This is a genomic window from Pseudoalteromonas rubra (assembly GCF_005886805.2).
In the GTDB taxonomy this organism is placed as follows: Bacteria; Pseudomonadota; Gammaproteobacteria; order Enterobacterales; family Alteromonadaceae; genus Pseudoalteromonas; species Pseudoalteromonas rubra_D.
Map to the genome: position 1 here is coordinate 2197426 of NZ_CP045429.1, position 21510 is coordinate 2218935.

Genomic DNA, 21510 nt, shown 5'->3' on the forward strand with positions numbered 1-21510 from the left:
TGATTATCGGTAGTTTTCATCTCTGAGCCCATACTTTTCAGCAATACTTGCCAGGCGGCCGTCCAGTTGTAGTCTGAGGACACCGAGGTCGAGTGCTAAAGTTAATTGTTCGCTATTTTCCAGGCGCGGAGAAAAGGCGATATACGCTGGCTCCAATGGGCTGACTGAACCAACAGATTTGATTTTGTCACTGATCCCGAGCTGTTTGGCCTGATACCAGACAACAGGGCCCGCATCAACATAAGCGTCTATTCGTTTACTGGTTAATAATCTGAGGCTGCGTGCCACGACATCATCACCTGTTATCAGCGTAATATATTTGTTGGGAGAACTACGATGTGATTTGATGTATGCATTCAACAAATGGCCATAGTCGTATCCTTGCACAGCGCCGAGGCGAATTTTATTCAACGAGTGTTGGTTTTTGTATATCCATGTACTGTCGGCCAGGGTAAATAAAGTGTTTGGGCTGAGTCTCAGTATGGGCACTTTTGGAAAGAGAAAATCTGGTGCATCGTCTTTGAACGCACCCACAATGGCATGTATTTTTCCTTCTCTGGCCTGATGAATGGCCCTGAGCCAGGGCATTTCAATATAACGAACTTCATACCCCGAGATGGCGAGCGCCTCTGTGGCCACATCTATCATGAATCCCTTATTTTTGTCTGAGTCGCGACAATTGACCGGGCACCAGTTGTCTCCTGCGATCAGCACTAGCTTGTCGTTACTTGAAAATACATCAATCGAGAACACAGATAGGCAAAAAAGTATAATGCGTAGCATATCGGGGTAAATTGGTGGCGATATTGGGAGTCTAGTCAATAAACAGCGGTCCGGCAATGTCATGAATCACAGCGTGGTTTATCTGAGCTTTCAGTTGAAATCTCAGTACCCACTTATTGGGGGAGCTTTGCGTGCTCTATGGAAAGGCTAAGTAGGATTTTTTACTTTAACAGGTGTTGGCATGAGCATAAGAAGGTTGGGAGGGTGATGGGCTTATTTTGAATTGATTTCTACAACTATATGATTTTACTGTTTATATCTCGGTATGAAGATAAAGTCATTGAGAAGTCATGGGTAAATCAGGTGTTATGATAAGAAATTAACTAGCTTAACCACCTGTAGATAACAGGAGGGTTAACATGACCAAATATACATTCGCTAGACATTTTATTGCTGCCGCCATATTAGGCAGCGTGAGCTGCATTGCTGCGGCAAACTGTACCAAACCAGCAGAAGCGACCGCAGCAGAGCTGCAAGGCGGCTATCGGGATGTTTCTGAACTCAGTCAGGCTTTTATTGATATATCACCTGAACGCAGGGACGACGGAGTTAATGTTGGTACCTTAAATACCAAAATTCGCAAAGACATGCTGGTGAAGCTCGCCAAAGAGATAGAAAATAACACTCATGGGCATTTCGACAGCTTACTGATTGCACATAAGGGGCAGTTGGTTTTCGAGTCTTATTTTTCTCGTGGCCGTATCAACTTGCCACATTATCAGGCATCTGCGACTAAGGTATACACTGGCCTGGCGCTTGGTCGGGCGATCCAGCTGGGTTATCTGAGCATGGCCGATTTAGACAAGCCTTTGGTGAGTTTTTTAAAGGATCTGGATCATAGCAAACTTACCAAGGGGAGCGATAAAATTACACTGAATATGGCGCTCACCATGCGTTCCGGGATCCGACTTAATGACAGTCAAAAAGAGGCGTTAGAAAAAATCTCCAAACAGCTTAAGGGACAGCAGCATGCACAGGCATTGTTAGAACGCAGTGCGCCAATCGGTGCTGACTCACTGACATTCAAATATCAGGATGACCCTATGCTGGTGATGCATGTTATCGATGCTGTGGTACCGGGCTCTGCTGAAGCTTTTATTAAAAAAGAACTACTTGATAAACTTGATATCAATGCGTATCACTGGCAAACCGCCGATAATGGTCTGCCTGAAGCAGGCTGGCGGGTCAATATGACGTCACGGGATATGGTTAAATGGGGGACTTTGGCACAAAACAAAGGCGTGTGGCAGGGTGAGCAGCTCATTCCTAAGGAATACATTGCGAGGGCCGTCAGCCCGCAGCTCTATACGGGCGATGATGACATGTTTGGTGGTGGCAAAGATGTGTCAAAACAAGGCTATGGCTACTACTGGTGGAACGCTGAGTTGAAAAATGGTGACAGACAGTTTTACAGTGCATCGGCTCAGGGGGGCGGGGGCCAATATATCATTTTAATTGAAGAGCTTGACCTTGTTGTGGTCGTGACTGCCAGTCGCAGAGAAAACAGCACACTGCAGTTAATGGCCGAGCGAGTAATCCCGGCCTTTATCTAGCCACTTAGCAACTAACAGTGCAGACAATGTCCACCGACGCGGCGTTGTCTGTTGAAGTGGCTCAATAACCGCTGTAAAGTCCGCAACTGCTCTTTGTTCAATAGTCACATAAGGTTGAAATAATGAAAGTGCTGGTAACGGGCTCAGCAGGCAGAGTTGGACGCGCCATCTACATCAAACTGATGGCGCACCATCAGGTAGTTGGGTTTGATAAAACACCTTGTTCAACAGCCGATTTTGTCGGGGATATCAGAGACAGCCAGTTGCTTAATCAGGCGCTGCATGGCGTAGAAGTCATCATACATACTGCGGCTCTACACGCACCACATGTAGGGCGTGTTGGTGACTGTGCGTTTCATAGCATCAATGTAGATGCGACAGAGCAGTTGGCACTAGCCGGTATAGATGCAGATGTAAAACACTTTGTGTTTACCAGCACTACCGCACTGTATGGCTATGCATCGACTCCTGAGGGAGTGGCGGGTTGGGTTACAGAGAACACTCAGCCGCAACCTAAATCGATTTATCACCACAGTAAAATACTGGCAGAGCAAAAATTAGCTGAGATAGCTAAGCGCTTTGATTTACCTGTAACTGTGCTTCAAATGTCCCGGTGTTTCCCCGAGCCTGCAGATTTGATGGCCGTTTACAGGTTGACACGCGGAATTGATGCCAGGGATGTGGCCAGTGCGCACCTTTGTGCTGTAGAAAGACGCTTGCCAGGCTTTCAACGCTTTATTGTGTCTGGCGAAACGCCTTTTAGCCCCGCTGACTGCAAACGCTTATACCTGAATGCCGCTGAAATTATTTCTGAAAGATGCCCTGGGCTGCTTTCGGCATTTGAACAACGCGACTGGGCTTTACCCGATTCATTGGACAGAGTATATGACTCATCCGCGGCGGCGCAGCATCTTGGCTGGCGATCAGAGCATGGGTTTGAGCAGGTTCTGCAGATGTTAGATGCAGAATTTGCCGAGGTATTGCCTGCTATAAATCAATACAGAGATACTCGGGCCCAATAAACACATTTGCTATCAATTGTTGCTCAATATTTGTTCTTCCTTGCCGATATCAAACTACATGGATGGGAGCGGAGGAGCTATGAAAATTGAAAATGCACAAGTCAATATCAGTAACAAGCATGAGGGTCAGAGTCATGTTTATGAAAAGCGTACAGAGATCACTGAGTTGCCCAGGCCTGAGAACGTCAATTCGGCACAGCTGGGTAATGGTGAGCAAGGGATGGCGGGCGAGGTGGCTGATGTAGACAATACAGCCACTGATCTGGATATGCAAACCAGTGCCAGAATGTACATCTTGAAGTTACTGGTAGAAAAACTTGCGGGAAGTGACGTACAGTGGTACGACGCTGTGGTCGGAAAAGACATCTCGCATGCCGAGATGTCACAGATTATGTCTTCGTCAGAGCAAGCACCCGCTACAGAAGTAATCGTAGAGCGGTTATCGCACGAGAGTCAGGCCAACGCCTTTAAGGCAGATGGACAAATTCAGCTGGAAAATGGCCAGACAATTAGTTTTGCCTTTAAATCCGTATTTGCCCAATCCCATACCAGCTATGAGCGAACCATCGAGAATGTTGATATGAAGGACCCGTTGATCATCAGCTTTACCAATCGCGCTGTTGAACTGGATACTGAACGTATGGACTTTGATATTGATGCAGATGGCAATAAAGACAATTTTGCTCAGCTGAAGAAGGGATACGGCTATCTGGCATTGGATCTCAACCAGAACAATCAGATAGATGATGGTAAAGAGCTGTTTGGCGCGCTCAGTGGTAATGGATTTGCCGATCTGACTCAATATGACGATGATGGTAATGGCTTCATTGATGAAAATGACGATATTTTTGATAGCCTTAAAGTCTGGGTCAAAAACAAAGAGCAGGACGAGTTAATGTCACTCCAGGACGCCAATATAGGCGCAATTGCACTACACAATGCTGATACGCTCTGAATATCAGAACGGATGGGGCGTTACAAGGCGCGATCCGTAAGTCCGGTTTTTATCTCGATGAAAATGGTAAACCTGGTTTGGTTCAGCAGGTTGATTATGTGGTGTAGGAGTCGAGTTTTATACCAGCACGATCAATAAGTTCACTAATTCTGTTGGCGCGTGTAGGATAAAGGAACGGCCTTGTAGGGGAAATGACAAGGCCGTTTGTTGTGCACTGAAGGAGCGACCTATGGACTCTTTATCATTCAAAGATTTTTTAAAACCGAGGCCTGCACCTACGGGCATAGATGTGCTGTGTAAGCTTCAGCATTTTGCGATCATTACGTATGCTGTTGATGCTCGCAAGTTTGCTGGTCTATTTCCGGCGCGCTTCAAGCTTGATACCGTGATGATAGATGGCGCGGAAAAGGGGTTAGTGTCTGTCGTGCCTTTTATCGATGTTGACTTTACTTCGGCTGTTTATCCTTTCCCTAAGTACACAATGGGGCAAACCAACTATCGTATCTATATCATAGACAAGGAATCTGGAGAGCGGTGTGTTTGGTTTCTTGGTACCACACTTGATTCGTGGACGCGCATTGTGCCTAGTATGCTCTGGAAGCTTCCCTGGTATAGTGGCAAAGTGGTTTTTGATTGTGATTATGACCAATCACAGGGGGTATACCGTCGTTATAAGATGCATACCACGGCACACTGGGCACCGGCCAGTGTTGAATTGATGCAGCAAAAAGATGTGCCTATTGAGTTATCCGGCTTTCCTGATACAGAAACAGGGCTTGTTTACCTGACCCATCCTTTAACTGGTTTTTACTACCGGCGTGATGGTCGTCTGGGCACTTACAGCGTATGGCACAAAGAACTCAAGGTTTGTTCTGCGATTTTGAAATCCGCGAACTTTGGTTTACTCTCTCGTCTGGGCCTGGTCTCTGACGCGGAGCAGCAAAAGCCACACAGTGTATTAGTGGAACCAGTCAACGAGTTTACGATTTACCTGCCTCCAAAAGTATTGAAAGCCAGCCCGGAGAATGCTTGATTTGCAACAGGGTTGCGTCGGGTAATACACCAAAGTGAGAAAACAATGCAATTTATCTATGTAATGGACCCTATGTGTGGCTGGTGCTACGGATTTCAACCTGAATTAGAGCGGTTTTTAACTCCTTATCCCGATGCACAGGTGAACTGGGTAATGGGGGGACTGGCACCAGATACGACGCAGCCCATGGCGCAGAGCTTAAAAGATACGATTGCTTCGTATTGGGTTGAAATAGAGCGCAGAACATCGGTTACTTTTAATCATGACTTTTGGCATCTTAACACCCCTGTGCGTGCAACCTATCAGGCTTGTCGAGCGGTCATTGCTGCACAAAGCCTGAGAGAGCAAGGTATACAAGAGCATGGCGCAATGGACATGGCCAAGGCCATTCAGGCAGCCTATTATCAGCAAGCTAAAAACCCTTCGTTAGATGCCACTCTGGTTGGGTGTGCAACGGCCATTGGTCTGGACGGCGTGCAGTTTGAATCGGTATTGCACGCTGCTGAAACTGAAGCACAATTTCAGCAGCATTTAGATTTAGCACGACAGCTTCAGGTAACAGGCTTTCCGGCACTGTTTTACATTAATGAAAATGGGTACGCTTATCCGTTAACTCTGGGGTTTTGCTTCGCTGAAGAGTTGGAGCAGCGATTGAAGACCTACACCAAGTCATAAAGTTCAAATACAAGCTGGTTTATCGCAGGCTGGCTGCTTTTCAGGCGAGTACTTGCTGGAGTTTTTGCAAGTAAAGTACGCTATCCATGGTATTGCCAAAGAAGATCTCTGCTTTGGAGCTACGAGCATTTTTCACATGTTCAGATAAAAATTTGTGGGTACAGGTTTTACATTAGTTTACACGGAGTATTGCATTAAACCTGATACATTGTCCTTAGGTATTAAAGAGCTTAAGGGCAAAACCATGAAAATAAGCCAAACTATTTTACAATCTTTATTTGTTGTAAGTGCGATGGTCGCTGATGTTAGTGCTGCAGAGCCAACCCAAATCTGTGATACATTATGGTTGGGTCAAAAACCGCCAGGCACTCAGCCAAAGCAGTTTGCCCCTGATCTGGTATCTCTTGAAGGTCGATATGAGTTTGGGGTGTCGTTTTCTCCGGATCTGCGAGAAATGTACTTTACCGCTTTAGATGTGGTTGAGGGAGCAGATACCTACCCACAGATTTACCATACAAAGCTGGCAGGAGGACGCTGGACAAAACCTGAAAAAGCGAATTTCACCCAGGGCAAAATGGCTTATGAGTTGGTCCCCTATGTGAGTTTGAATGAAGACAGAGTGTACTTTACCGCGCGTGAAGCCAATGCAAAAGACTCTGGCATCTGGTACGTATCTCGAAATAAAAGCAGCCAAGAAGCTAAAAGGTGGGAGTTGTCACTGAATACTGGCCGCCTGTCTGACTTTAACCAGGCGAGAAATGGCGATTTGATCTTTACCAACATGAAACAACGAAAGATGTATATTGCCGAAAATAATGCCGGGCATATCTCGCCACCCAGGCCAATGGATATCGCGTTTGGGATCCATGGCTTTATGTCACCAGATAATGATTACTTGCTGGTAAATGCAAGACACAGAAAGGATGCCAGCAGAAAAGACAGCGATCTATTTGTGTATTTCAGAAAGGAAAACGGCGGGTGGTCTGAACCCGTAAATTTGGGCACCCTTATTAATACACCCCATTCCGAAACCGTACCGCGTGTCACACCAGATGGCAAATACCTCTTTTTTGGTCGATATAATGAGCCTGGCGGTATTTCAAACATTTATTGGGTCAGCACGAGTGTGATAGATAAACTAAAAACGACCTATTTCGAAGGGCTACATTCTGAACGGTTGTGATCATAACACAAGGCGTTGATTTTAACTTCGCCTAGAGTGCTTTGCCGGATCAGGTGGATCGACCTAACCTGCAATTATGATCGTTTGAATTATTGGATTATATGTTCAAAAAGCGCCTTGCGAATTCGATGGTGTCAGAAGGCCGTTTTAGAGAAAGCCAAATCAGTTAAAGCTGCTAATGGCTTTCTTGTACATTGTGTGAGGGTTGGTAAGGCACTGATATTCATTGTGCCTTAGCCAAAAACAGCCAAACCCGTTAGCCTGTCTTGCTAGTTGTCACAATGTGTGTCCGGCAGCATGATATCGACCCATACCAGACGGTGGTCAGAAGAGGATGCTCTGTCGGCTACAAGCTCTGCGCCAGCCTGGCTCTTTGCAGGCCAAAATACACCACTGTCACTGACGGTCAGGTTGGCAGACGGTAACACATAGTCTGCGCGCATGCCCCAGTGTGCGGTATGTGAGGCAGCATGTTTGTTATCCGGTTTATTGAGTCGTCCACCTTCAGAGGTAGGAGCCGGGTAATGATTCACACGCGGATGTTTTAGTAACTGATCAATCGCTCCAGGGTATGCGTCGCCATCGACAGAGCTGGCATTTAAATCACCTAAAATGACAAATGACTGAGCGGCAAATCCACCGCGTTGACCCATATCGTCGTATATGTAGGCGTTACCGGTTGAGCTAATGTAATCCTTCCACAGCCTGAGCTCATCGTGATTACGCTTACCGTTTCTGTCCTCGGGTCCGTCAAAAACGGGAGGCGTTGGGTGACTGGCTAACACGTTGATTTGCTGATTGCAAACTTGTACCGGAATATCCCAATGCGACTTGGATGACAAGCGCATGGCCGAGACTTCTTCTTTTGAGTACCAGCTGCTGCCATCCGCCTGCGCTGGCATCAGATTGTTTGGCATATCTTTCCACAGAAAGTGCTGAAAAGTTCTGATCTGATCCTGCTGAATGGGATACCTGGATAACAACACCATGGCATATTGGCCAGGATATTTGCCAAAGCCATAATGTGTCAGACGGGCATTTTTGTCGCCAGCAAACGGCGTCTCTACGCCAGTGTTAACCGGTGCCAGATACACGTAGGGATATTTAATTGGATCAAAACCGTTCTGAGATACTTCAAGATAATCACGCTGGAACAGGTGAATGCCTTGCTGGGGATCTGCAATGTAGTCGAACTCGTTTAGCAGAATAATATCAGGTCGGGTACGTTGGATGATCTCAGCGATATTGTTGATTTGACTAAAATCCCCACTTTTTAACGCTACGGTTAATGCATTATCCGATGGCGTTGTGTGGTTTGTCATATCGTAATTGGTTGCTTCCATACTGACGTTAAAGGTCGCTACTCGTAGCGTTTGATTATCTTCCGACATTTTTTCAGAGGCCGTATTGGTTGATGTGCTCTGACAGCCTATGCTCAAAATAGCCGTTGCTAGCACGACAGGTAAAAAATTTGCTTTCATTGTTTGCCTGATCAAATTAAAACTGGCTTAACTATAGCGTTTTTCGACAAGAAGATGTGTTAATATTTCGTTGGATGTTTGATTCTAAGTCTAGGTTATATAAGGAGCTTGCCTGCATGGGTCGTCGATATGGTATCGCTTTATTGTTGTTTGCTGCGCTGAGCGCCTGGATGGTTGCTGGTGCGCATTTATCCTGTATTTATTTCGGTCCACAGTGCTATTCCGCGCAAATGGCACCGCCTTTTGTTGTAGAGTCGGCGCAGGCAGGCACTATGCTGGCGCCTTTAGCCACCATCGCGGCGTCTGCAATTTTTATTGTGCTGGGCTGCTATGCTTTTTCTGCAACCGGACTCATGCGGCGATTACCCTTGCTTAACGTCGGGATATATAGCATCGCTTTGGTGTGCATCATTCGTGGTTTGTTGCCAATTCAGTTGTTTGTCCGCCATCCTGAGAAAATCAGCAATGCGGTATTGTGGGTTGGTGTTGCCTGGTTGCTTGTTGGATTGTGCTACTGGCTGGGCTATCGGGCGGTGAAAAAACATCGCGCAGACTAGCTTTTGTTCACTCCGGGCCGGCACAAAGGGCAGGGCACTTGAGAGTGCCCTGTGCGAGGTCATCAAACTCAGAGCCTGGCTTTTGCTACCATGGCCTCTATGTGTTTTATCGCAATCCAGGGGTCTGATTCATCAAATAGGTGCGAAGCGTATTTCATCGTGACTGCCTCGGTATTTTGATTCAGTGTAGCCAGTTTCTTTTGGGCGTCATTCCAGGTTTGCGTGTAAACGTCTATATCCGGGTAACTCATTTTGGTTTGTCTGATTGTCACGTGCGGGATACCACGAGAAAGCACGGTAACAGGTAAGTCTGCTTTTATTGTATAGAGCGTAGAGTGGCTTGAGGCTTCCTCAAAATCTTCGAACGAATTATGCTCGCGCTCCCAATTGATAATCATTTTCATCGTGTTCCAGCCTGGTTTTGACATCTGCGCTTTCATCGCGTCGTACCAGGACTCATGTGCTGTGTCTATCAGGACCAGGCCTTTCACTTTATCCGGATATTTGCTGGCATAGGCACGTGCAACAAACCCGCCGAAAGAATGGGGCACCAGGACCAGTGACTCTATCTTCAGGTGCTCAACCAGCCCGGCCAGCTCATCACGCAGTTCGGTCATGGTTCTGACTTTGGGGTTGTCATATTGACTCTCACCATACCCTGCGCGGTCGTAAAAACACAGCCGGTAGCCTTTGGGGTTGGCGTTGTGGTAGGTATTTTTATAAGTTGTGTGTGCATCCAGGCCCATACCGGATACCAACAGGGCGGTGACTTTGCCTTCGCCCTGGCACGCATAGGCGATTTTCTTCCCGGCAATCTCTGTATAGTGGTATTCGTGTTGGTGCTGGGCGGCATGGCCCGAAAATGTTGCGCCAATAAGCACGGCGGCGGTGAGTTTGTTCATAGTGCAAGTTCCTGTTGTTGATTGTTATTTAGACCGCTGATGAGTAGCATGGTGCAGAGTTTACTGAACTTTCAATAATTAATGAAAGCTTTCTGTTGAACTTTTTCCCTGCACAGTCCGTAAGACAAGGCATGCTAATAATCCGACAGGGCTGCGCGTGAAAAAAACGCTTTATTGGTTTACTCAAGACCTCAGGCTGGACGACAATCTGGCACTCGATTTTGCCACTCAAAACAGTGACCACATACTGTTTGTTTATGTGATAAACCCAAGGTATCGCATCCAGACAAACTATCATTGCAAGTTGCTCGGCGACAGGCAGGCAACTTTTATTGCTGATTCACTATTAACACTCAGCAGCCAACTAGATAGTTGTGGCCATAGTTTGTTGGTTGTTGAAGGTGAGCCACATCAGGTTTTGCCACACCTGGTGTCAAAATACGAGATAGATCAGGTGATTTGCGCCGAACCGGTGGGGCTTTATGAGCGTAAGTCCGTGCTAAAAATACGCAAGGAGTTGGGGGCTATCCCGTTGCACAGCTTCTGGCAGCATACTTTGTTTGAGCACACCCAGGTACAAACTGTGAGCCGCGATTTAGGTAACTTTACTCAGTTCAGAAAACGCGTAGAAAAAGCACCTCTGTCGGTAGTAACATCGTGTCGCTTCGACCCATCGCGATTACCTGCCCCCCTTATCACAGTAAGCAGTGCCAACGAGCAGGGCATATTGCATCAGTGGCACGCACAGCGCCAGGATCGGTTGACTGAAACCAGAGTGCCACTGGACTTTCCCGCCGGGGAGGAAGCCGCGCAAGCTCATCTTAGGGATTACTTCGACAGTGGTGTGGCCCGCAGATACAAAGAAACCCGCAACGCGCTGGATGGCTGGCTCAACTCAACCAAAATGAGTCCCTATCTGGCGTTAGGTAATCTGTCGCCGCGCCAGGTTTGGTGGGCGACAGAAGCATTTGAAAAACAGGTTGTGGCGAACGAGTCGACCTATTGGATCAAGTTTGAACTGCTGTGGCGTGAATATTTCCAGTGGCTTTGCCTAAAGCTTGGGCCGAAACTTTTTCGATTTCAGGGGCTGGCCAAATCTAAACCCCTAACCACTTTTATGCCTGAACGTTATACGCGCTGGTGTCAGGGCAATACGCCTGCGCCTTTGGTGAATGCACTGATGAATCAGCTTAATGAAACGGGATACATGTCAAACCGGGGCAGGCAAATTGCTGCGAGTTACTTTGTGAATGAACTGGGGCTGGACTGGCGTTATGGTGCTGCCTACTTCCAGCAGCAGTTGCTCGATCATGATGTCGCTTCAAACTGGGGCAATTGGCAGTATATAGCTGGGGTGGGTGTCGACCCGTGTGGTGGGCGCCATTTTAATATTGAAAAACAGGGTCAATTGTATGACGAGCAGGGTCTGTTCGTGCAAAAGTGGCGCGGTGAGCAGGGCGTTTCATCTGTGGATAGTGTGGATGCAGCAGACTGGCCCACGTTTGCTGAGGAAGACGTATGAGTGTGGCGGTCGTCTGGCTCAAGCGTGATTTAAGGTTATCCGATCACGCGCCTTTGTGTCAGGCCATTCAAAGCGGTCATCCCGTACTACTCTTATATTGCTTTGAACCCATGTTACTGGACGACCCACATTATTCGGCTCGCCATTGGCAGTTTGTTTTGCAGTCTTTACAGGACATCAATGGGCGGGTTCCGCAAGGGTCTTTATGGGTATCGGACAAACCAGCATTAGACGCTTTACAGCAGGTCCACGAGACCTACCAAATCGCCGGACTGTACTCTCATCAGGAAATCGGTCTGGCGAACACGTTTGAACGGGACAAGGCAGTCGCAACCTGGTGTGCGGCGATGGAGATTAACTGGGTTGAGTCTCGTTGTGGCGCAGTATTAAGAGGGCTTAGACAGCGGCAAAATTGGGATAAGCGATGGCAAAAAACTATGCGTGAACGCTGTGCTGATCCTGATTTGTCACAAGTAAATTGGTTTTCAACAGACACGACTTGTGCTCAACTGAGCGATATTCAACAACGCTTTAATGCACCGCCGGGAACTTTTCAGCCAGGTGGTGAAACTCAGGCACACCGTATTTTAGCCGAGTTCTACCAGGGACGAGGTAAAGGGTATGCCTATAGTTTATCCAGCCCGTTACTCAGCCAGCATGCGTGTTCGCGTATGTCTGCTTACCTGGCCTGGGGCAATATCAGTTTGCGTCAGGTGTACCAGAGTGTGCTAGCTCACTGGCAAATGGTGGGCTGGCGTCGCACTCTGGTGGCCTTTTCTTCCAGGCTGCACTGGCATTGTCATTTCATTCAGAAGTTCGAAAGCGAATGTGATATGGAGTTTCGGCACATTAATCGGGGTTATGATCTCTTGCCTCGCTGCACCGGGGAGGAAGCCCAACAAAGGCTGGTTGCCTGGGAAACGGGGAACACTGGTATTCCTATGGTGGACGCTTGTATGCGGTGCCTGATCGCCACGGGTTACATCAACTTCCGTATGCGCGCTATGCTGGTGAGCTTCTTATGCCATCACCTAGAACTTGACTGGCGTTTGGGGGTTGCCCATCTTGCCCGGGTCTTTTTAGATTTCGAACCGGGTATTCACTATAGCCAGTTTCAGATGCAGGCAGGTGTGACAGGCATCAACACCATTCGCATTTATAGTCCGGTTAAGCAGGGCGAAGAAAAAGACCCGCAAGGTGAGTTTGTCAAAGTCTGGCTGCCGGCACTCAAAGATGTGCCAGCTCCTTTGGTTCATAAACCCTGGGAGCTGTCGCCGATGGAGCAGCTAATGTATGGCGTGGTGCTTGGTGAGGATTATCCTGAGCCCATTGTCGATTTAAAGCTAAGCTATAAAGCTGCGCAGGAGTTACTGTGGCAATGGCGCAAAAGGCCTCAAGTGAAAATAGAAGCCCAGCGGATCCTGAAACGACATGTACGTCCGAGCTAAGGTATGAAGAAATCCCAGTTACCAGAAAAAACCTGCCCGGTTTGCCTGCGTCCTTTTTCCTGGCGCAAAAAATGGCAACGCGACTGGCCCAATGTGAAATATTGCTCCAAACGATGTGCGGGCAACAGGCAAAAAAACAGAGAAACACATGAGTAAACAACTTAGATTGATCCTGGGCGATCAGCTTAATGCAGGTCATAGCTGGTATACAGAAAAGTCCGATGAGGTACTTTATGTTATTGCCGAACTGCATCAGGAGACCAATTACACTCGGCACCATATCCAGAAAATATGCGCGTTTTTTGCTGCAATGAAAGCATTCGCACAGGCACTTGAGTCGGCTGGGCACCATGTATTACATCTGACACTGGATGATACGCGGGACTTTGCATCGCTACCTGAGCTACTGACCCACCTGATCAGGGAGCACAATATCGGTCACTTTGCCTATCAGTTGCCGGATGAATATCGGTTACGCATTCAGTTGGCACAGTTTAGTGACACACTGTCAGTTACTTCAAGTGTCTATGATACTGAACATTTCTATCTGGCTAATGACCAGCTTAGCAGTTACTTTAAGCCCGATAAACGGCATCGTCTGGAGCATTTCTACCGCAAGATGCGGGGTGAGTTTAATGTGCTTATGGTTGATGGAGCACCGCTTGGCGGACAATGGAATTTCGACAGTGACAACCGCAACAAGCTAAAAGCGGCCGGTCTTGCTGAGATACCTGAGCCGCTGGTGTTTGCTAACGATGTTGGTGATATTTTGGCGCGGCTCAAGCGGCATCAGGTTAAAACCATGGGGCAGGCAGATGAGCATCTGCTGTGGCCCGTTAACCGTGTGCAGGCGAAGTCGTTACTGACGTTTTTCTGCCAGCATTGTTTACCGTCATTCGGGCGCTTTCAGGATGCCATGACAGGCAAACTGATCGAGCTGGGTGAAGATCGGGGCTGGAGTTTGTATCATTCTCGCTTATCATTTGCCATTAACGCCAAAATTCTCAGCCCTAAAGTGGTGGTAGATGCAGCGATTGCGGCATTTGAGCAGTCTCAGGGTGCCATCAGCCTGGCACAGATAGAGGGATTTGTGCGCCAGATCATTGGCTGGCGCGAGTTTGTCAGGGGCATTTATTGGGTCAACATGCCAAAGTATGCTGAGCTCAATCATTTGCAGGCCACACGCAGCTTGCCTGCCTGGTTCTGGACGGGCGAGACCAAAATGCGCTGTCTCAGTCACGCTATCACACAATCTCTGACCTTTGCTTATGCCCATCATATTCAACGCTTGATGGTCACCGGCAACTTCTGTCTGGTGGCTGGCATAGACCCAGATCAGGTGGACGCCTGGTACCTGGGGATTTACATCGACGCCATAGAGTGGGTGGAAATGCCAAACACCCGGGGTATGAGCCAGTTTGCCGATGGGGGCATTGTTGGCTCCAAGGCTTACGCAGCCAGCGGAAACTACATTAAAAAAATGAGTGACTACTGCGGCGACTGTGCTTACAAAGTGACTGAAACGGTCTCTGAGTCTGCTTGTCCGCTTAACGCCCTGTATTGGCATTTTATGCAGCAGCACCATACACAATTCGCCAGTAACCCGCGTACAAAAATGGTGTACAGCAATTGGCTGAAAAAGTCTGATGAAGATAAGCAGGCCGTGCTCACACGCGCTCAATACTTGCTCGACCATATCGAACAGCTTTAATACTGACGTCAAAACAAACGTAACAGCACACAGAAACACCGAAAAATGAGGAATTTATAAAGATGATCAAACAGCTCAGCCGGGAAGACATAGCCAATATGCAAGAGCGGGTAAGGGCACGACTGATAAACAGCTTGTCTGGATTTAAAAGTGCCAATCTGGTCGGTACCCAGGATACACAAGGCAACCCTAATCTGGCTATTGTCAGCTCGGTCTTTCATATCGGTGCTAATCCGCCGCTGATAGGCATGATCATCCGCCCTGATACAGTGCCCAGAGACACACTGAGCAATCTCCGGGCCACTGGTCATTACACGCTAAACCATGTTAATTCGACTATTTGGCAGCAAGCCCACCAAACCTCGGCGCGGTACGCCCCGGGCGTGTCTGAGTTTTCAGAGGTCGGACTGGACATGCAGCAGGTTGATGGCATCACAGCGCCTTATGTGGCACAAAGTCAGTTGAAATTTGCTCTGGCATTACGAGAAGTACAGAAACTGGAGATCAATGGCACTATCTTAGTGATCGGAGAGATCATTGATATTCAACTGCCGCAAGATAGCATTAAAGCGGATGGCTACATCGACATTGAGTCTTTGAATACCGTGGCCATTTCCGGACTGGATAGTTATCATGAAACACGAAGGCTTGGCCGACTGAGCTACGCCAAGCCTGAGCACCCACCCAGACAACTCAACCTGAATGGGGAGCAAATTACTGAGCGTGAATAAGGATTTTAAGATCAAAGAGGCACTGACATTAGAAAAGATGGCACATGGGATGGCCGTTGCTCTGGTAGTGTCATTCAAATGTGTGGCACTGGCCGGGCCAAAAATAGCGGTAACCGATACCCAGGAGGCTGGTGTTTATATTGTGTCGGTGTCCGGCTCTGAAGACGACACCACTTCGTTGTTGGCGCGCTGGCATAATAAAGCACTCGCCCTGTGTAAAGGCGGACGTTACCGGGTTGAACCCAACGGTCAGCCTGTGGTGCATGAAAAGCGATGCAGTGATGCCGTGATATCGAGATCTGATGGATTGCACTGTCTTGAAGTTGATGCCAGCGTATTTGGCAAAGTAGTATGTGATAAAGCCCCGCCTACAGTTTCGCGCTAAAGGCAGGGCCCGACAATTATTTGGCTTGAAGTCTTACTGCCAGGTGCGCTATTTCTCTTAGGACACTCTGACGATTCATTTCCATGAAAATCCAAAGTTTGGTGGCGATCTGTACAAGCAATCCGGCGATAAACCATACAGCCCAGAATACCTGATCCATGACTGCGGTGGCGATATAAAACCGATAGCCGCTGTACACAAAGCCGATGGTGATCAGCAGGGCGCTGATTGAAGCCAGGATCACCCAGAAACGGGTATTGCCCTGATACACGTTACCCAGCATAGTGAACAGGCCTTTTTCCTGAGCAAGAATGGGATCTATCTGATTTTGTTCTTGCTGTAATGCTTTACTTATTTCTTTGTCTAAATTCATGCTGTTTGCTCCTCGTTAACCATGGCACGCAATTGTGCCCGTGCGCGGTTTAATCTTGATTTAACGGTGCCCTGAGGGACATCCAATATATTGGCAATGTCTCTGAGTGACATTTGCTCTAAGTAAAATAAGTACACACAGTGGCGCTCTTCATCGGCCAGCCGGTTTATCAGCGTCAGGATACTCAGCGAGGTATCCAGATCCGGTGTCTCGAATGCCTGCGTCGGCTGGGTCTCTTCGAAACGATGTTCTGCCTGTTTAAGATCGACAAAGCGACGGTAAATGGCGCGGAACACCCAGGCACGAAATGCACTGGGCTCTTTGAGCTGATTGAGCTTTTTGGCGATGTTAGTCCAGACATCCTGGCAGATATCATCGGCACTGGCACTTTGGCCACTGAGCTTCATCGCAAACCGCCAGCTTGGTTGATAAAACGCTTCGCATAAGGATTCGAACGCACGCCGGTTACCCTGTTGGGCAGACAATACCAGTAATGCGGCCTTTGATGGTTCCATGCTGTTCCTTTGGGCTTTTCTTACAAGACGGCGCAGCATGTAAAAAGGTTCACGCGCAGCAAATTATTTTTCCCAATAGGGGATTTCACCAAAGTAGCTCACCAGGTAATCGATAAAAACGCGCACTTTGGGCGCCAATAATCGGGAGCTGGGGTACACCAGCCAGATAGCAGTATTAGATTCGAGCGGATAGTCAGGCAATACCTCAACAAGATGACCCGAGCGCAATGCTTCATACGCACTCCAGCGGGAATTAATGGTGATCCCGAGCCCCAGTTGACAGGCCTCTCTGACGGCGTCTCCGTTATCAGCACGTAGCTGACCTTGCACTTTAATGGTTTGATGACCTTGAGGCGTCTGAAAGGACCAATGTTCCAACCCGGCCAGGGTAATACAGGCATGTTCCAACAGGTCTCTTGGGTGTTCCGGATGCCCATTTTTGGCCAGATAATCCGGTGAGGCGCAGAGTAATCGGGTGTCTGTGGTCAGTTTTTTGGCAACCAGCGTAGAGTCTTTGAGTGCGCTATTTCGTATTGCGAGATCAAAGCCGCCCTCGACCAAATCGGAAATGGTGTCGGATAGCTTCAGGTCGAGTTTAATTTCCGGATACCGGGCAAAAAAGCCGGGCAGGGCCGGCAAGATATGCATTCTGCCAAAGGATGCTGGCATGGTTAACCTCAGCGTTCCACTGGGCTTTGTACTGCCGGCGCCAATGGCGGCTCGCGCGGCCTCGACCCCATTCAACACATCTTCGGCATGGGGCAAAAACGCCAGCCCTTCTTCGGTTAAAGACACTTTGCGTGTTGTGCGATGTAGCAGTCTAACCCCGAGGTCGGTTTCGAGCTTACTAATATGGCTGCTTGCGACAGCGGCTGACAACCCCAGATCCTGGCCTGCCTGGCTAATGTTACAGGTGGCAGCGATGCGCACAAACAACTTGAGATGCTCAATGTTCATTATTAACGAAATGTATAAAGTGATTATTAAATTCAGTCTATTATCAATAAATAAAAAGGCAAGTATAGTTTTAGTCATCAATACAGGAGAGCATAATTATGAAAGCAATGGTGTTAAATCAATATGGTGAAGAGGCAGCATTTTCCTTAACTGACGTGGCTAAACCTCAAGTGGTGGCAGGTCATGTTCTGGTGCAAGTAGCGGCAAGCAGCGTCAACACGGTTGATACGATGATACGTACCATGGGTGAAGCCTTGCCTTTGTCACCGGCCTTACCAGCCGTACTCGGGATGGACTTTGCGGGTACCGTGGTTGAAGTTGGAGAGGGTGTAACGGACTTTGCCATAGGAGACGAAGTCTATGGGTGTGCCGGTGGTCTGGCTGACTTACAAGGCGCACTGGCGGAATTTATGTTGGCCGATGCCCGACTCATTGCGCGAAAACCCAGTAATCTGAGCATGCGAGAAGCGGCTGCTTTGCCTTTAGTAGGGATCACGGCTTATGAAGGGCTGCAACGGGCCGGGATAGGGGCTGGCCAGCAAGTGCTGGTACATGGCGGCTCTGGCGGTGTTGGACACGTTGCCGTGCAATTAGCTAAACATTTTGGTGCACGAGTATACTCGACCGGTGGCGGCGATGCCCAACTTGAGCTGATCAGTCGCCTGGGCGCGGTACCGATTAACTATAAAACTGAACAAGTTGCAGATTATGTAGCCACACATACCGACGGCAGAGGATTCGATGTGGTCTTTGACTCAGTGGGCGGCGCCAATATGGCCAACTCGTTCGAAGCCGCCGCATTGAACGGCCATGTCGCTTCGACTGTGGCTATGGTGGATCTTGACTTGTCAGTGGCCCACTTTAAAGGACTGTCTTTGCACGTGGTCTTTATGCTGATCCCTATGCTGCATAACCATAAACGTGAAGATCATCACCAGACCCTGAATGCCCTGACAACCATAGTTGAAGCCGGAGCGCTTGTACCCGTGTTGGATGAGCAAGATTTTAAGTTGTCGCAAGCTGGTCTTGCGCATGCGCGACTGCAAAGTGGTCAGGCGATGGGCAAAGTGGTAATTGACGTTTAACGAATACGCGCTTAGCGCTTAATTTTTAAAGATCCCCGGGTTGAGTGTGGTGTATCGCACTCAGCCTGTACTTAAAACAGCTAGTTTAATTGCCCCTCACACGACTGTTTTCTTTTTGTCATTTCACGCTCAAATTTTTGTCATATTGATTGAATTACGACTAACTTATAGAAGTTTTGTCTGCTGGCACATGTTTTGAACTTACCTTTGAGCTAACGTGCATAGGCATAATAGTAACCTTATGAATAGTATTGATTTTTTATTTCATTTTCTAAGTTGAAAACAGAACAAGAATAACCAATCTGGTGCAATGCTCAGCAAAACAAAGGCGCTCTGCACCAAAAGGGGGCAACATGAACTATTACGAAGTAAATTTTGATGGCCTGGTCGGCCCAACACACAATTATGCGGGATTGTCTTATGGCAATGTGGCATCCAAATCTAATGCCAACAAAGTATCCAACCCAAAACAGGCGGCATTACAGGGGCTCGAAAAAATGTGGCACCTGGTTCAGCTTGGTTTACACCAGGGCGTCATAGCGCCTAATGCTCGTCCTGACCTGCGTACCCTCAGAGTATGTGGGTTTAGTGGTACAGACGCAGAGGTGATCAGCCAGGCTGCAAAATCGCAGCCTCAGTTGCTTAAAGCCTGTTACTCAGCGTCTTCGATGTGGACTGCGAATGCGGCGACGGTATCACCCAGTTGCGATAGTGCAGATGGCAAAGTGCACCTTACGTCTGCAAACTTAAACAATAAATTGCACCGGGCTATCGAAGCGCCTCAGACCAGCCAGATTTTAAAAAGTATTTTTAACAACAATGACTATTTCAGTCATCATGACGCGTTGCCTCAGCATCCGATGTTTGGTGATGAAGGGGCAGCTAACTATACTCGACTGGCTGACAGCTACGGACATCAGGGGCTGGCGTTATTTGTCTATGGTGAAGATGCTCATACTCAGGTTAAGCCACAGCTGTTCCCCGCGCGACAAACTCGTCAGGCGTCTGAGGCGGTAGCGCGAAGTCACCAGCTCGACCCGCATAACACCTTATATATTCAACAGAACCCTGAAGTGATCGATCAGGGTGTGTTTCATAACGATGTCATAGCCATAGGCAATGAGAATGTTTTTCTGTTTCATGAGCAAGCCTTTTATCAGCAGCAAAAGGTGATTGAACAGATAAACTCCGCATATCGGGGTGACAGGCCACTTCACCTAATTGAGGTAAAGAATGCTGATATTAGTGTTGAAGACGCGGTAAAAAGCTACATCTTCAACAGCCAGCTGGTCAGTTTACCTTCAGGCGGTATGGCCATCATCGCGCCGGGGGAATGCCAGACCGTGGGGAAAGTTGAGCAATATCTGTCGGCGCTGTGTCAGGCCAGCAACCCGATCAGTGAAGTAATATATATGGATCTTAAGCAAAGTATGCAAAATGGTGGTGGACCGGCTTGTTTGCGACTAAGAGTGACGTTATCAGAGCAAGAACTCAATGCGGTGAATCAGGCATGCTTGCTGGATGAACACACCTATCAGCGCTTGACAGACTGGGTAAACAGGCATTACCGTGACAGACTGAGTGAGGATGACCTGGCTGATCCAAGTTTGTTAACTGAGAGTCAGCAGGCACTGGATGAACTAACGCAGCTGCTGAACCTGGGCACCATTTACCCATTTCAACAAGTATAAGCCTAAGGGCGCTAGTCCAACGCAATGATGGGGGCTTCATTAAATACGTCGGTATTGAGCGGGTGCATAACCAGAGTGACCTGAAAATCAGGTTGCTCACTGTGCTGCGCAAAGGCCTGCTCTGATATGTGGGCGTATTTGCTGACGCTATCTTGTAATTCCTGCCACATTTTATCCCGTAGTATGGGCGGCATCTTCATTGGCTTAATTAAGACATGATGCTCTGGCGTTCTCGCCGGGGCCATCACAGCGTCCAGTGTTTGCGACATGTGTTTACATACTGACTGCTTTATTACCAGGCTATCTGGTGCAAACCCCAATGGTGGATGTACTAAAAATTTGAATTGGTTATTGGGGTATAATGCTAAAAGCTCAATATCCTCAAGCGCCCGTAAATATCGATAACTGGAAAGCGCGCTCAAATTAAACTCAGTGGCAATGTGTTCTACTGTCTGCTGATGATAAAATAGCCGGGAAAAGTAGCTTAACAAATGTGGATTCTTTGCAAAGGCCTGATCCTGGCGCGCCGTAAAGTAGGTGTGTGCAGGTGTATCCTTTACACTCTTGCCCAGTAGTTCAGTGGCGTCCAGGTCGCACAGTTCTGCCAGTGTTAACAGCCGGTTCAGGCTGATGTCATCCTGGTTCAGCATTCTCTTCACGGTATTTTCTGACACATCAAACAACCCGGCAACGTCCTGGTAGGTTAACTCCCTGGCCTTTAATTGTAATTTAATTTTATCAAGACAGCGCCTGACGACGTGCTTGTTCAGCTCCTTGGTCATTCTTATTACTCCGGGATATAAGCATCAAGGTATCACAATGTGTAAGTTTAAGTATCAAAATATGGTTCTTTATATCTTGTTATTGTTGAACTATTGTGCCGACTTACGTGGATGGCTAGAGTGTCAGCCAGGCAGTAAGCAGTTTATTGAATATCAGGTAAAGGAA

The 21510-nt window shown here is 47.9% G+C and carries 22 protein-coding genes; 15 read left to right on the forward strand and 7 right to left on the reverse strand.

What is annotated here, in order from left to right; all coding sequences use genetic code 11:
* Window positions 1-3 precede the first annotated feature (3 nt).
* A complete protein-coding gene (locus tag CWC22_RS09410) occupies window positions 4-714 on the reverse strand; it encodes a substrate-binding periplasmic protein (RefSeq protein ID WP_171045061.1) in 711 nt (236 codons plus the stop codon).
* A gap of 428 nt (window positions 715-1142) precedes the next feature.
* On the opposite strand from CWC22_RS09410, the gene CWC22_RS09415 reads away from it, so the two are divergent.
* The 6 genes from CWC22_RS09415 (at window position 1143) to CWC22_RS09440 (ending at window position 7204) form a co-directional block, all read left to right on the forward strand.
* Window positions 1143-2336 carry a serine hydrolase domain-containing protein gene (locus CWC22_RS09415; RefSeq protein ID WP_138538294.1) on the forward strand — a complete coding sequence of 398 codons (1194 nt, stop codon included), beginning with the start codon at window positions 1143-1145 and terminating at the stop codon, window positions 2334-2336.
* 122 nt (window positions 2337-2458) lie between these two features.
* Window positions 2459-3358: an NAD-dependent epimerase/dehydratase family protein gene (locus tag CWC22_RS09420; protein ID WP_138538293.1), complete on the forward strand. Its 900-nt coding sequence runs from the start codon at window positions 2459-2461 to the stop codon at window positions 3356-3358.
* 79 nt (window positions 3359-3437) lie between these two features.
* Window positions 3438-4313, forward strand: coding sequence for a hypothetical protein (locus tag CWC22_RS09425; protein WP_230090638.1), 876 nt, complete (start codon window positions 3438-3440; stop codon window positions 4311-4313).
* 229 nt (window positions 4314-4542) lie between these two features.
* Window positions 4543-5346, forward strand: coding sequence for a DUF2071 domain-containing protein (locus tag CWC22_RS09430; RefSeq protein ID WP_138538292.1), 804 nt, complete (start codon window positions 4543-4545; stop codon window positions 5344-5346).
* Window positions 5347-5391: 45 nt separating this feature from the next.
* Window positions 5392-6021 (forward strand): DsbA family protein, encoded by a 630-nt coding sequence (locus CWC22_RS09435; RefSeq protein WP_138538291.1) that lies wholly within the window; start codon window positions 5392-5394, stop codon window positions 6019-6021.
* Between the two features lie 244 nt (window positions 6022-6265).
* Window positions 6266-7204, forward strand: coding sequence for a PD40 domain-containing protein (locus CWC22_RS09440; protein WP_138538290.1), 939 nt, complete (start codon window positions 6266-6268; stop codon window positions 7202-7204).
* A gap of 269 nt (window positions 7205-7473) precedes the next feature.
* Here the strand turns inward: CWC22_RS09440 and CWC22_RS09445 are convergent, their stop codons facing one another.
* Window positions 7474-8685, reverse strand: coding sequence for an endonuclease/exonuclease/phosphatase family protein (locus CWC22_RS09445; RefSeq protein ID WP_171045060.1), 1212 nt, complete (start codon window positions 8683-8685; stop codon window positions 7474-7476).
* A 116-nt stretch (window positions 8686-8801) separates the two neighbouring features.
* Between CWC22_RS09445 and CWC22_RS09450 the strand changes: the two genes are divergently transcribed.
* Window positions 8802-9242, forward strand: a complete 441-nt coding sequence (locus tag CWC22_RS09450; RefSeq protein ID WP_138538289.1) for a hypothetical protein — start codon at window positions 8802-8804, stop codon at window positions 9240-9242.
* 68 nt (window positions 9243-9310) lie between these two features.
* Here the strand turns inward: CWC22_RS09450 and CWC22_RS09455 are convergent, their stop codons facing one another.
* A complete protein-coding gene (locus CWC22_RS09455; protein WP_138538288.1) occupies window positions 9311-10144 on the reverse strand; it encodes an alpha/beta fold hydrolase in 834 nt (277 codons plus the stop codon).
* Between the two features lie 157 nt (window positions 10145-10301).
* Here CWC22_RS09455 and CWC22_RS09460 point away from each other — a divergent pair, with 157 nt between their 5' ends.
* From CWC22_RS09460 to CWC22_RS09485, 6 genes are all read left to right on the forward strand, one after another.
* Window positions 10302-11666 carry a DASH family cryptochrome gene (locus tag CWC22_RS09460; RefSeq protein WP_138538287.1) on the forward strand — a complete coding sequence of 455 codons (1365 nt, stop codon included), beginning with the start codon at window positions 10302-10304 and terminating at the stop codon, window positions 11664-11666.
* Complete coding sequence (locus tag CWC22_RS09465) at window positions 11663-13114, forward strand: cryptochrome/deoxyribodipyrimidine photo-lyase family protein (protein ID WP_138538286.1); 1452 nt, start codon at window positions 11663-11665, stop codon at window positions 13112-13114. The genes CWC22_RS09460 and CWC22_RS09465 overlap by 4 nt, the downstream gene beginning before the upstream one ends.
* A gap of 3 nt (window positions 13115-13117) precedes the next feature.
* Window positions 13118-13270: a DUF2256 domain-containing protein gene (locus CWC22_RS09470; protein WP_125559426.1), complete on the forward strand. Its 153-nt coding sequence runs from the start codon at window positions 13118-13120 to the stop codon at window positions 13268-13270.
* Window positions 13263-14825: a cryptochrome/photolyase family protein gene (locus CWC22_RS09475; RefSeq protein ID WP_138538285.1), complete on the forward strand. Its 1563-nt coding sequence runs from the start codon at window positions 13263-13265 to the stop codon at window positions 14823-14825. The genes CWC22_RS09470 and CWC22_RS09475 overlap by 8 nt, the downstream gene beginning before the upstream one ends.
* Window positions 14826-14887: 62 nt before the next feature.
* Window positions 14888-15556 carry a flavin reductase family protein gene (locus CWC22_RS09480; RefSeq protein ID WP_138538284.1) on the forward strand — a complete coding sequence of 223 codons (669 nt, stop codon included), beginning with the start codon at window positions 14888-14890 and terminating at the stop codon, window positions 15554-15556.
* Window positions 15549-15941: a hypothetical protein gene (locus CWC22_RS09485; protein ID WP_138538283.1), complete on the forward strand. Its 393-nt coding sequence runs from the start codon at window positions 15549-15551 to the stop codon at window positions 15939-15941. The genes CWC22_RS09480 and CWC22_RS09485 overlap by 8 nt, the downstream gene beginning before the upstream one ends.
* 16 nt (window positions 15942-15957) lie before the next feature.
* Here CWC22_RS09485 and CWC22_RS09490 read toward each other — a convergent pair whose 3' ends face one another.
* From CWC22_RS09490 to CWC22_RS09500, 3 genes are all read right to left on the reverse strand, one after another.
* Window positions 15958-16314, reverse strand: a complete 357-nt coding sequence (locus CWC22_RS09490) for a DUF6768 family protein (RefSeq protein WP_138538282.1) — start codon at window positions 16312-16314, stop codon at window positions 15958-15960.
* Window positions 16311-16829, reverse strand: a complete 519-nt coding sequence (locus CWC22_RS09495) for an RNA polymerase sigma factor (RefSeq protein ID WP_138538281.1) — start codon at window positions 16827-16829, stop codon at window positions 16311-16313. The genes CWC22_RS09490 and CWC22_RS09495 overlap by 4 nt, the downstream gene beginning before the upstream one ends.
* 63 nt (window positions 16830-16892) lie before the next feature.
* A complete protein-coding gene (locus CWC22_RS09500; RefSeq protein ID WP_138538280.1) occupies window positions 16893-17786 on the reverse strand; it encodes a LysR family transcriptional regulator in 894 nt (297 codons plus the stop codon).
* Between the two features lie 98 nt (window positions 17787-17884).
* Here CWC22_RS09500 and CWC22_RS09505 point away from each other — a divergent pair, with 98 nt between their 5' ends.
* Window positions 17885-18871 (forward strand): zinc-dependent alcohol dehydrogenase family protein, encoded by a 987-nt coding sequence (locus CWC22_RS09505; RefSeq protein ID WP_138538279.1) that lies wholly within the window; start codon window positions 17885-17887, stop codon window positions 18869-18871.
* Window positions 18872-19224: 353 nt separating this feature from the next.
* Window positions 19225-20562 carry an N-succinylarginine dihydrolase gene (astB, locus tag CWC22_RS09510; protein ID WP_138538278.1) on the forward strand — a complete coding sequence of 446 codons (1338 nt, stop codon included), beginning with the start codon at window positions 19225-19227 and terminating at the stop codon, window positions 20560-20562.
* A gap of 11 nt (window positions 20563-20573) precedes the next feature.
* Here astB and CWC22_RS09515 read toward each other — a convergent pair whose 3' ends face one another.
* Window positions 20574-21344: a helix-turn-helix domain-containing protein gene (locus CWC22_RS09515; RefSeq protein WP_138538277.1), complete on the reverse strand. Its 771-nt coding sequence runs from the start codon at window positions 21342-21344 to the stop codon at window positions 20574-20576.
* Window positions 21345-21510: the final 166 nt, after the last annotated feature.

Excerpts from the sequence above, each read along its gene's own strand:
- CWC22_RS09465 (WP_138538286.1), top strand. The coding sequence starts at position 11,663 with ATGAGTGTGGCGGTCGTCTGGCTCAAGCGTGATTTAAGGTTATCCGAT.
- CWC22_RS09505 (WP_138538279.1), top strand. The coding sequence starts at position 17,885 with ATGAAAGCAATGGTGTTAAATCAATATGGTGAAGAGGCAGCATTTTCC.
- CWC22_RS09430 (WP_138538292.1), top strand. The coding sequence starts at position 4,543 with ATGGACTCTTTATCATTCAAAGATTTTTTAAAACCGAGGCCTGCACCT.
- CWC22_RS09495 (WP_138538281.1), bottom strand. The coding sequence starts at position 16,829 with ATGGAACCATCAAAGGCCGCATTACTGGTATTGTCTGCCCAACAGGGT.
- CWC22_RS09480 (WP_138538284.1), top strand. The coding sequence starts at position 14,888 with ATGATCAAACAGCTCAGCCGGGAAGACATAGCCAATATGCAAGAGCGG.
- CWC22_RS09445 (WP_171045060.1), bottom strand. The coding sequence starts at position 8,685 with ATGAAAGCAAATTTTTTACCTGTCGTGCTAGCAACGGCTATTTTGAGC.
- CWC22_RS09490 (WP_138538282.1), bottom strand. The coding sequence starts at position 16,314 with ATGAATTTAGACAAAGAAATAAGTAAAGCATTACAGCAAGAACAAAAT.
- astB (WP_138538278.1), top strand. The coding sequence starts at position 19,225 with ATGAACTATTACGAAGTAAATTTTGATGGCCTGGTCGGCCCAACACAC.
- CWC22_RS09435 (WP_138538291.1), top strand. The coding sequence starts at position 5,392 with ATGCAATTTATCTATGTAATGGACCCTATGTGTGGCTGGTGCTACGGA.
- CWC22_RS09475 (WP_138538285.1), top strand. The coding sequence starts at position 13,263 with ATGAGTAAACAACTTAGATTGATCCTGGGCGATCAGCTTAATGCAGGT.
- CWC22_RS09515 (WP_138538277.1), bottom strand. The coding sequence starts at position 21,344 with ATGACCAAGGAGCTGAACAAGCACGTCGTCAGGCGCTGTCTTGATAAA.
- CWC22_RS09450 (WP_138538289.1), top strand. The coding sequence starts at position 8,802 with ATGGGTCGTCGATATGGTATCGCTTTATTGTTGTTTGCTGCGCTGAGC.
- CWC22_RS09415 (WP_138538294.1), top strand. The coding sequence starts at position 1,143 with ATGACCAAATATACATTCGCTAGACATTTTATTGCTGCCGCCATATTA.
- CWC22_RS09470 (WP_125559426.1), top strand. The coding sequence starts at position 13,118 with ATGAAGAAATCCCAGTTACCAGAAAAAACCTGCCCGGTTTGCCTGCGT.
- CWC22_RS09500 (WP_138538280.1), bottom strand. The coding sequence starts at position 17,786 with ATGAACATTGAGCATCTCAAGTTGTTTGTGCGCATCGCTGCCACCTGT.
- CWC22_RS09455 (WP_138538288.1), bottom strand. The coding sequence starts at position 10,144 with ATGAACAAACTCACCGCCGCCGTGCTTATTGGCGCAACATTTTCGGGC.
- CWC22_RS09425 (WP_230090638.1), top strand. The coding sequence starts at position 3,438 with ATGAAAATTGAAAATGCACAAGTCAATATCAGTAACAAGCATGAGGGT.
- CWC22_RS09420 (WP_138538293.1), top strand. The coding sequence starts at position 2,459 with ATGAAAGTGCTGGTAACGGGCTCAGCAGGCAGAGTTGGACGCGCCATC.
- CWC22_RS09440 (WP_138538290.1), top strand. The coding sequence starts at position 6,266 with ATGAAAATAAGCCAAACTATTTTACAATCTTTATTTGTTGTAAGTGCG.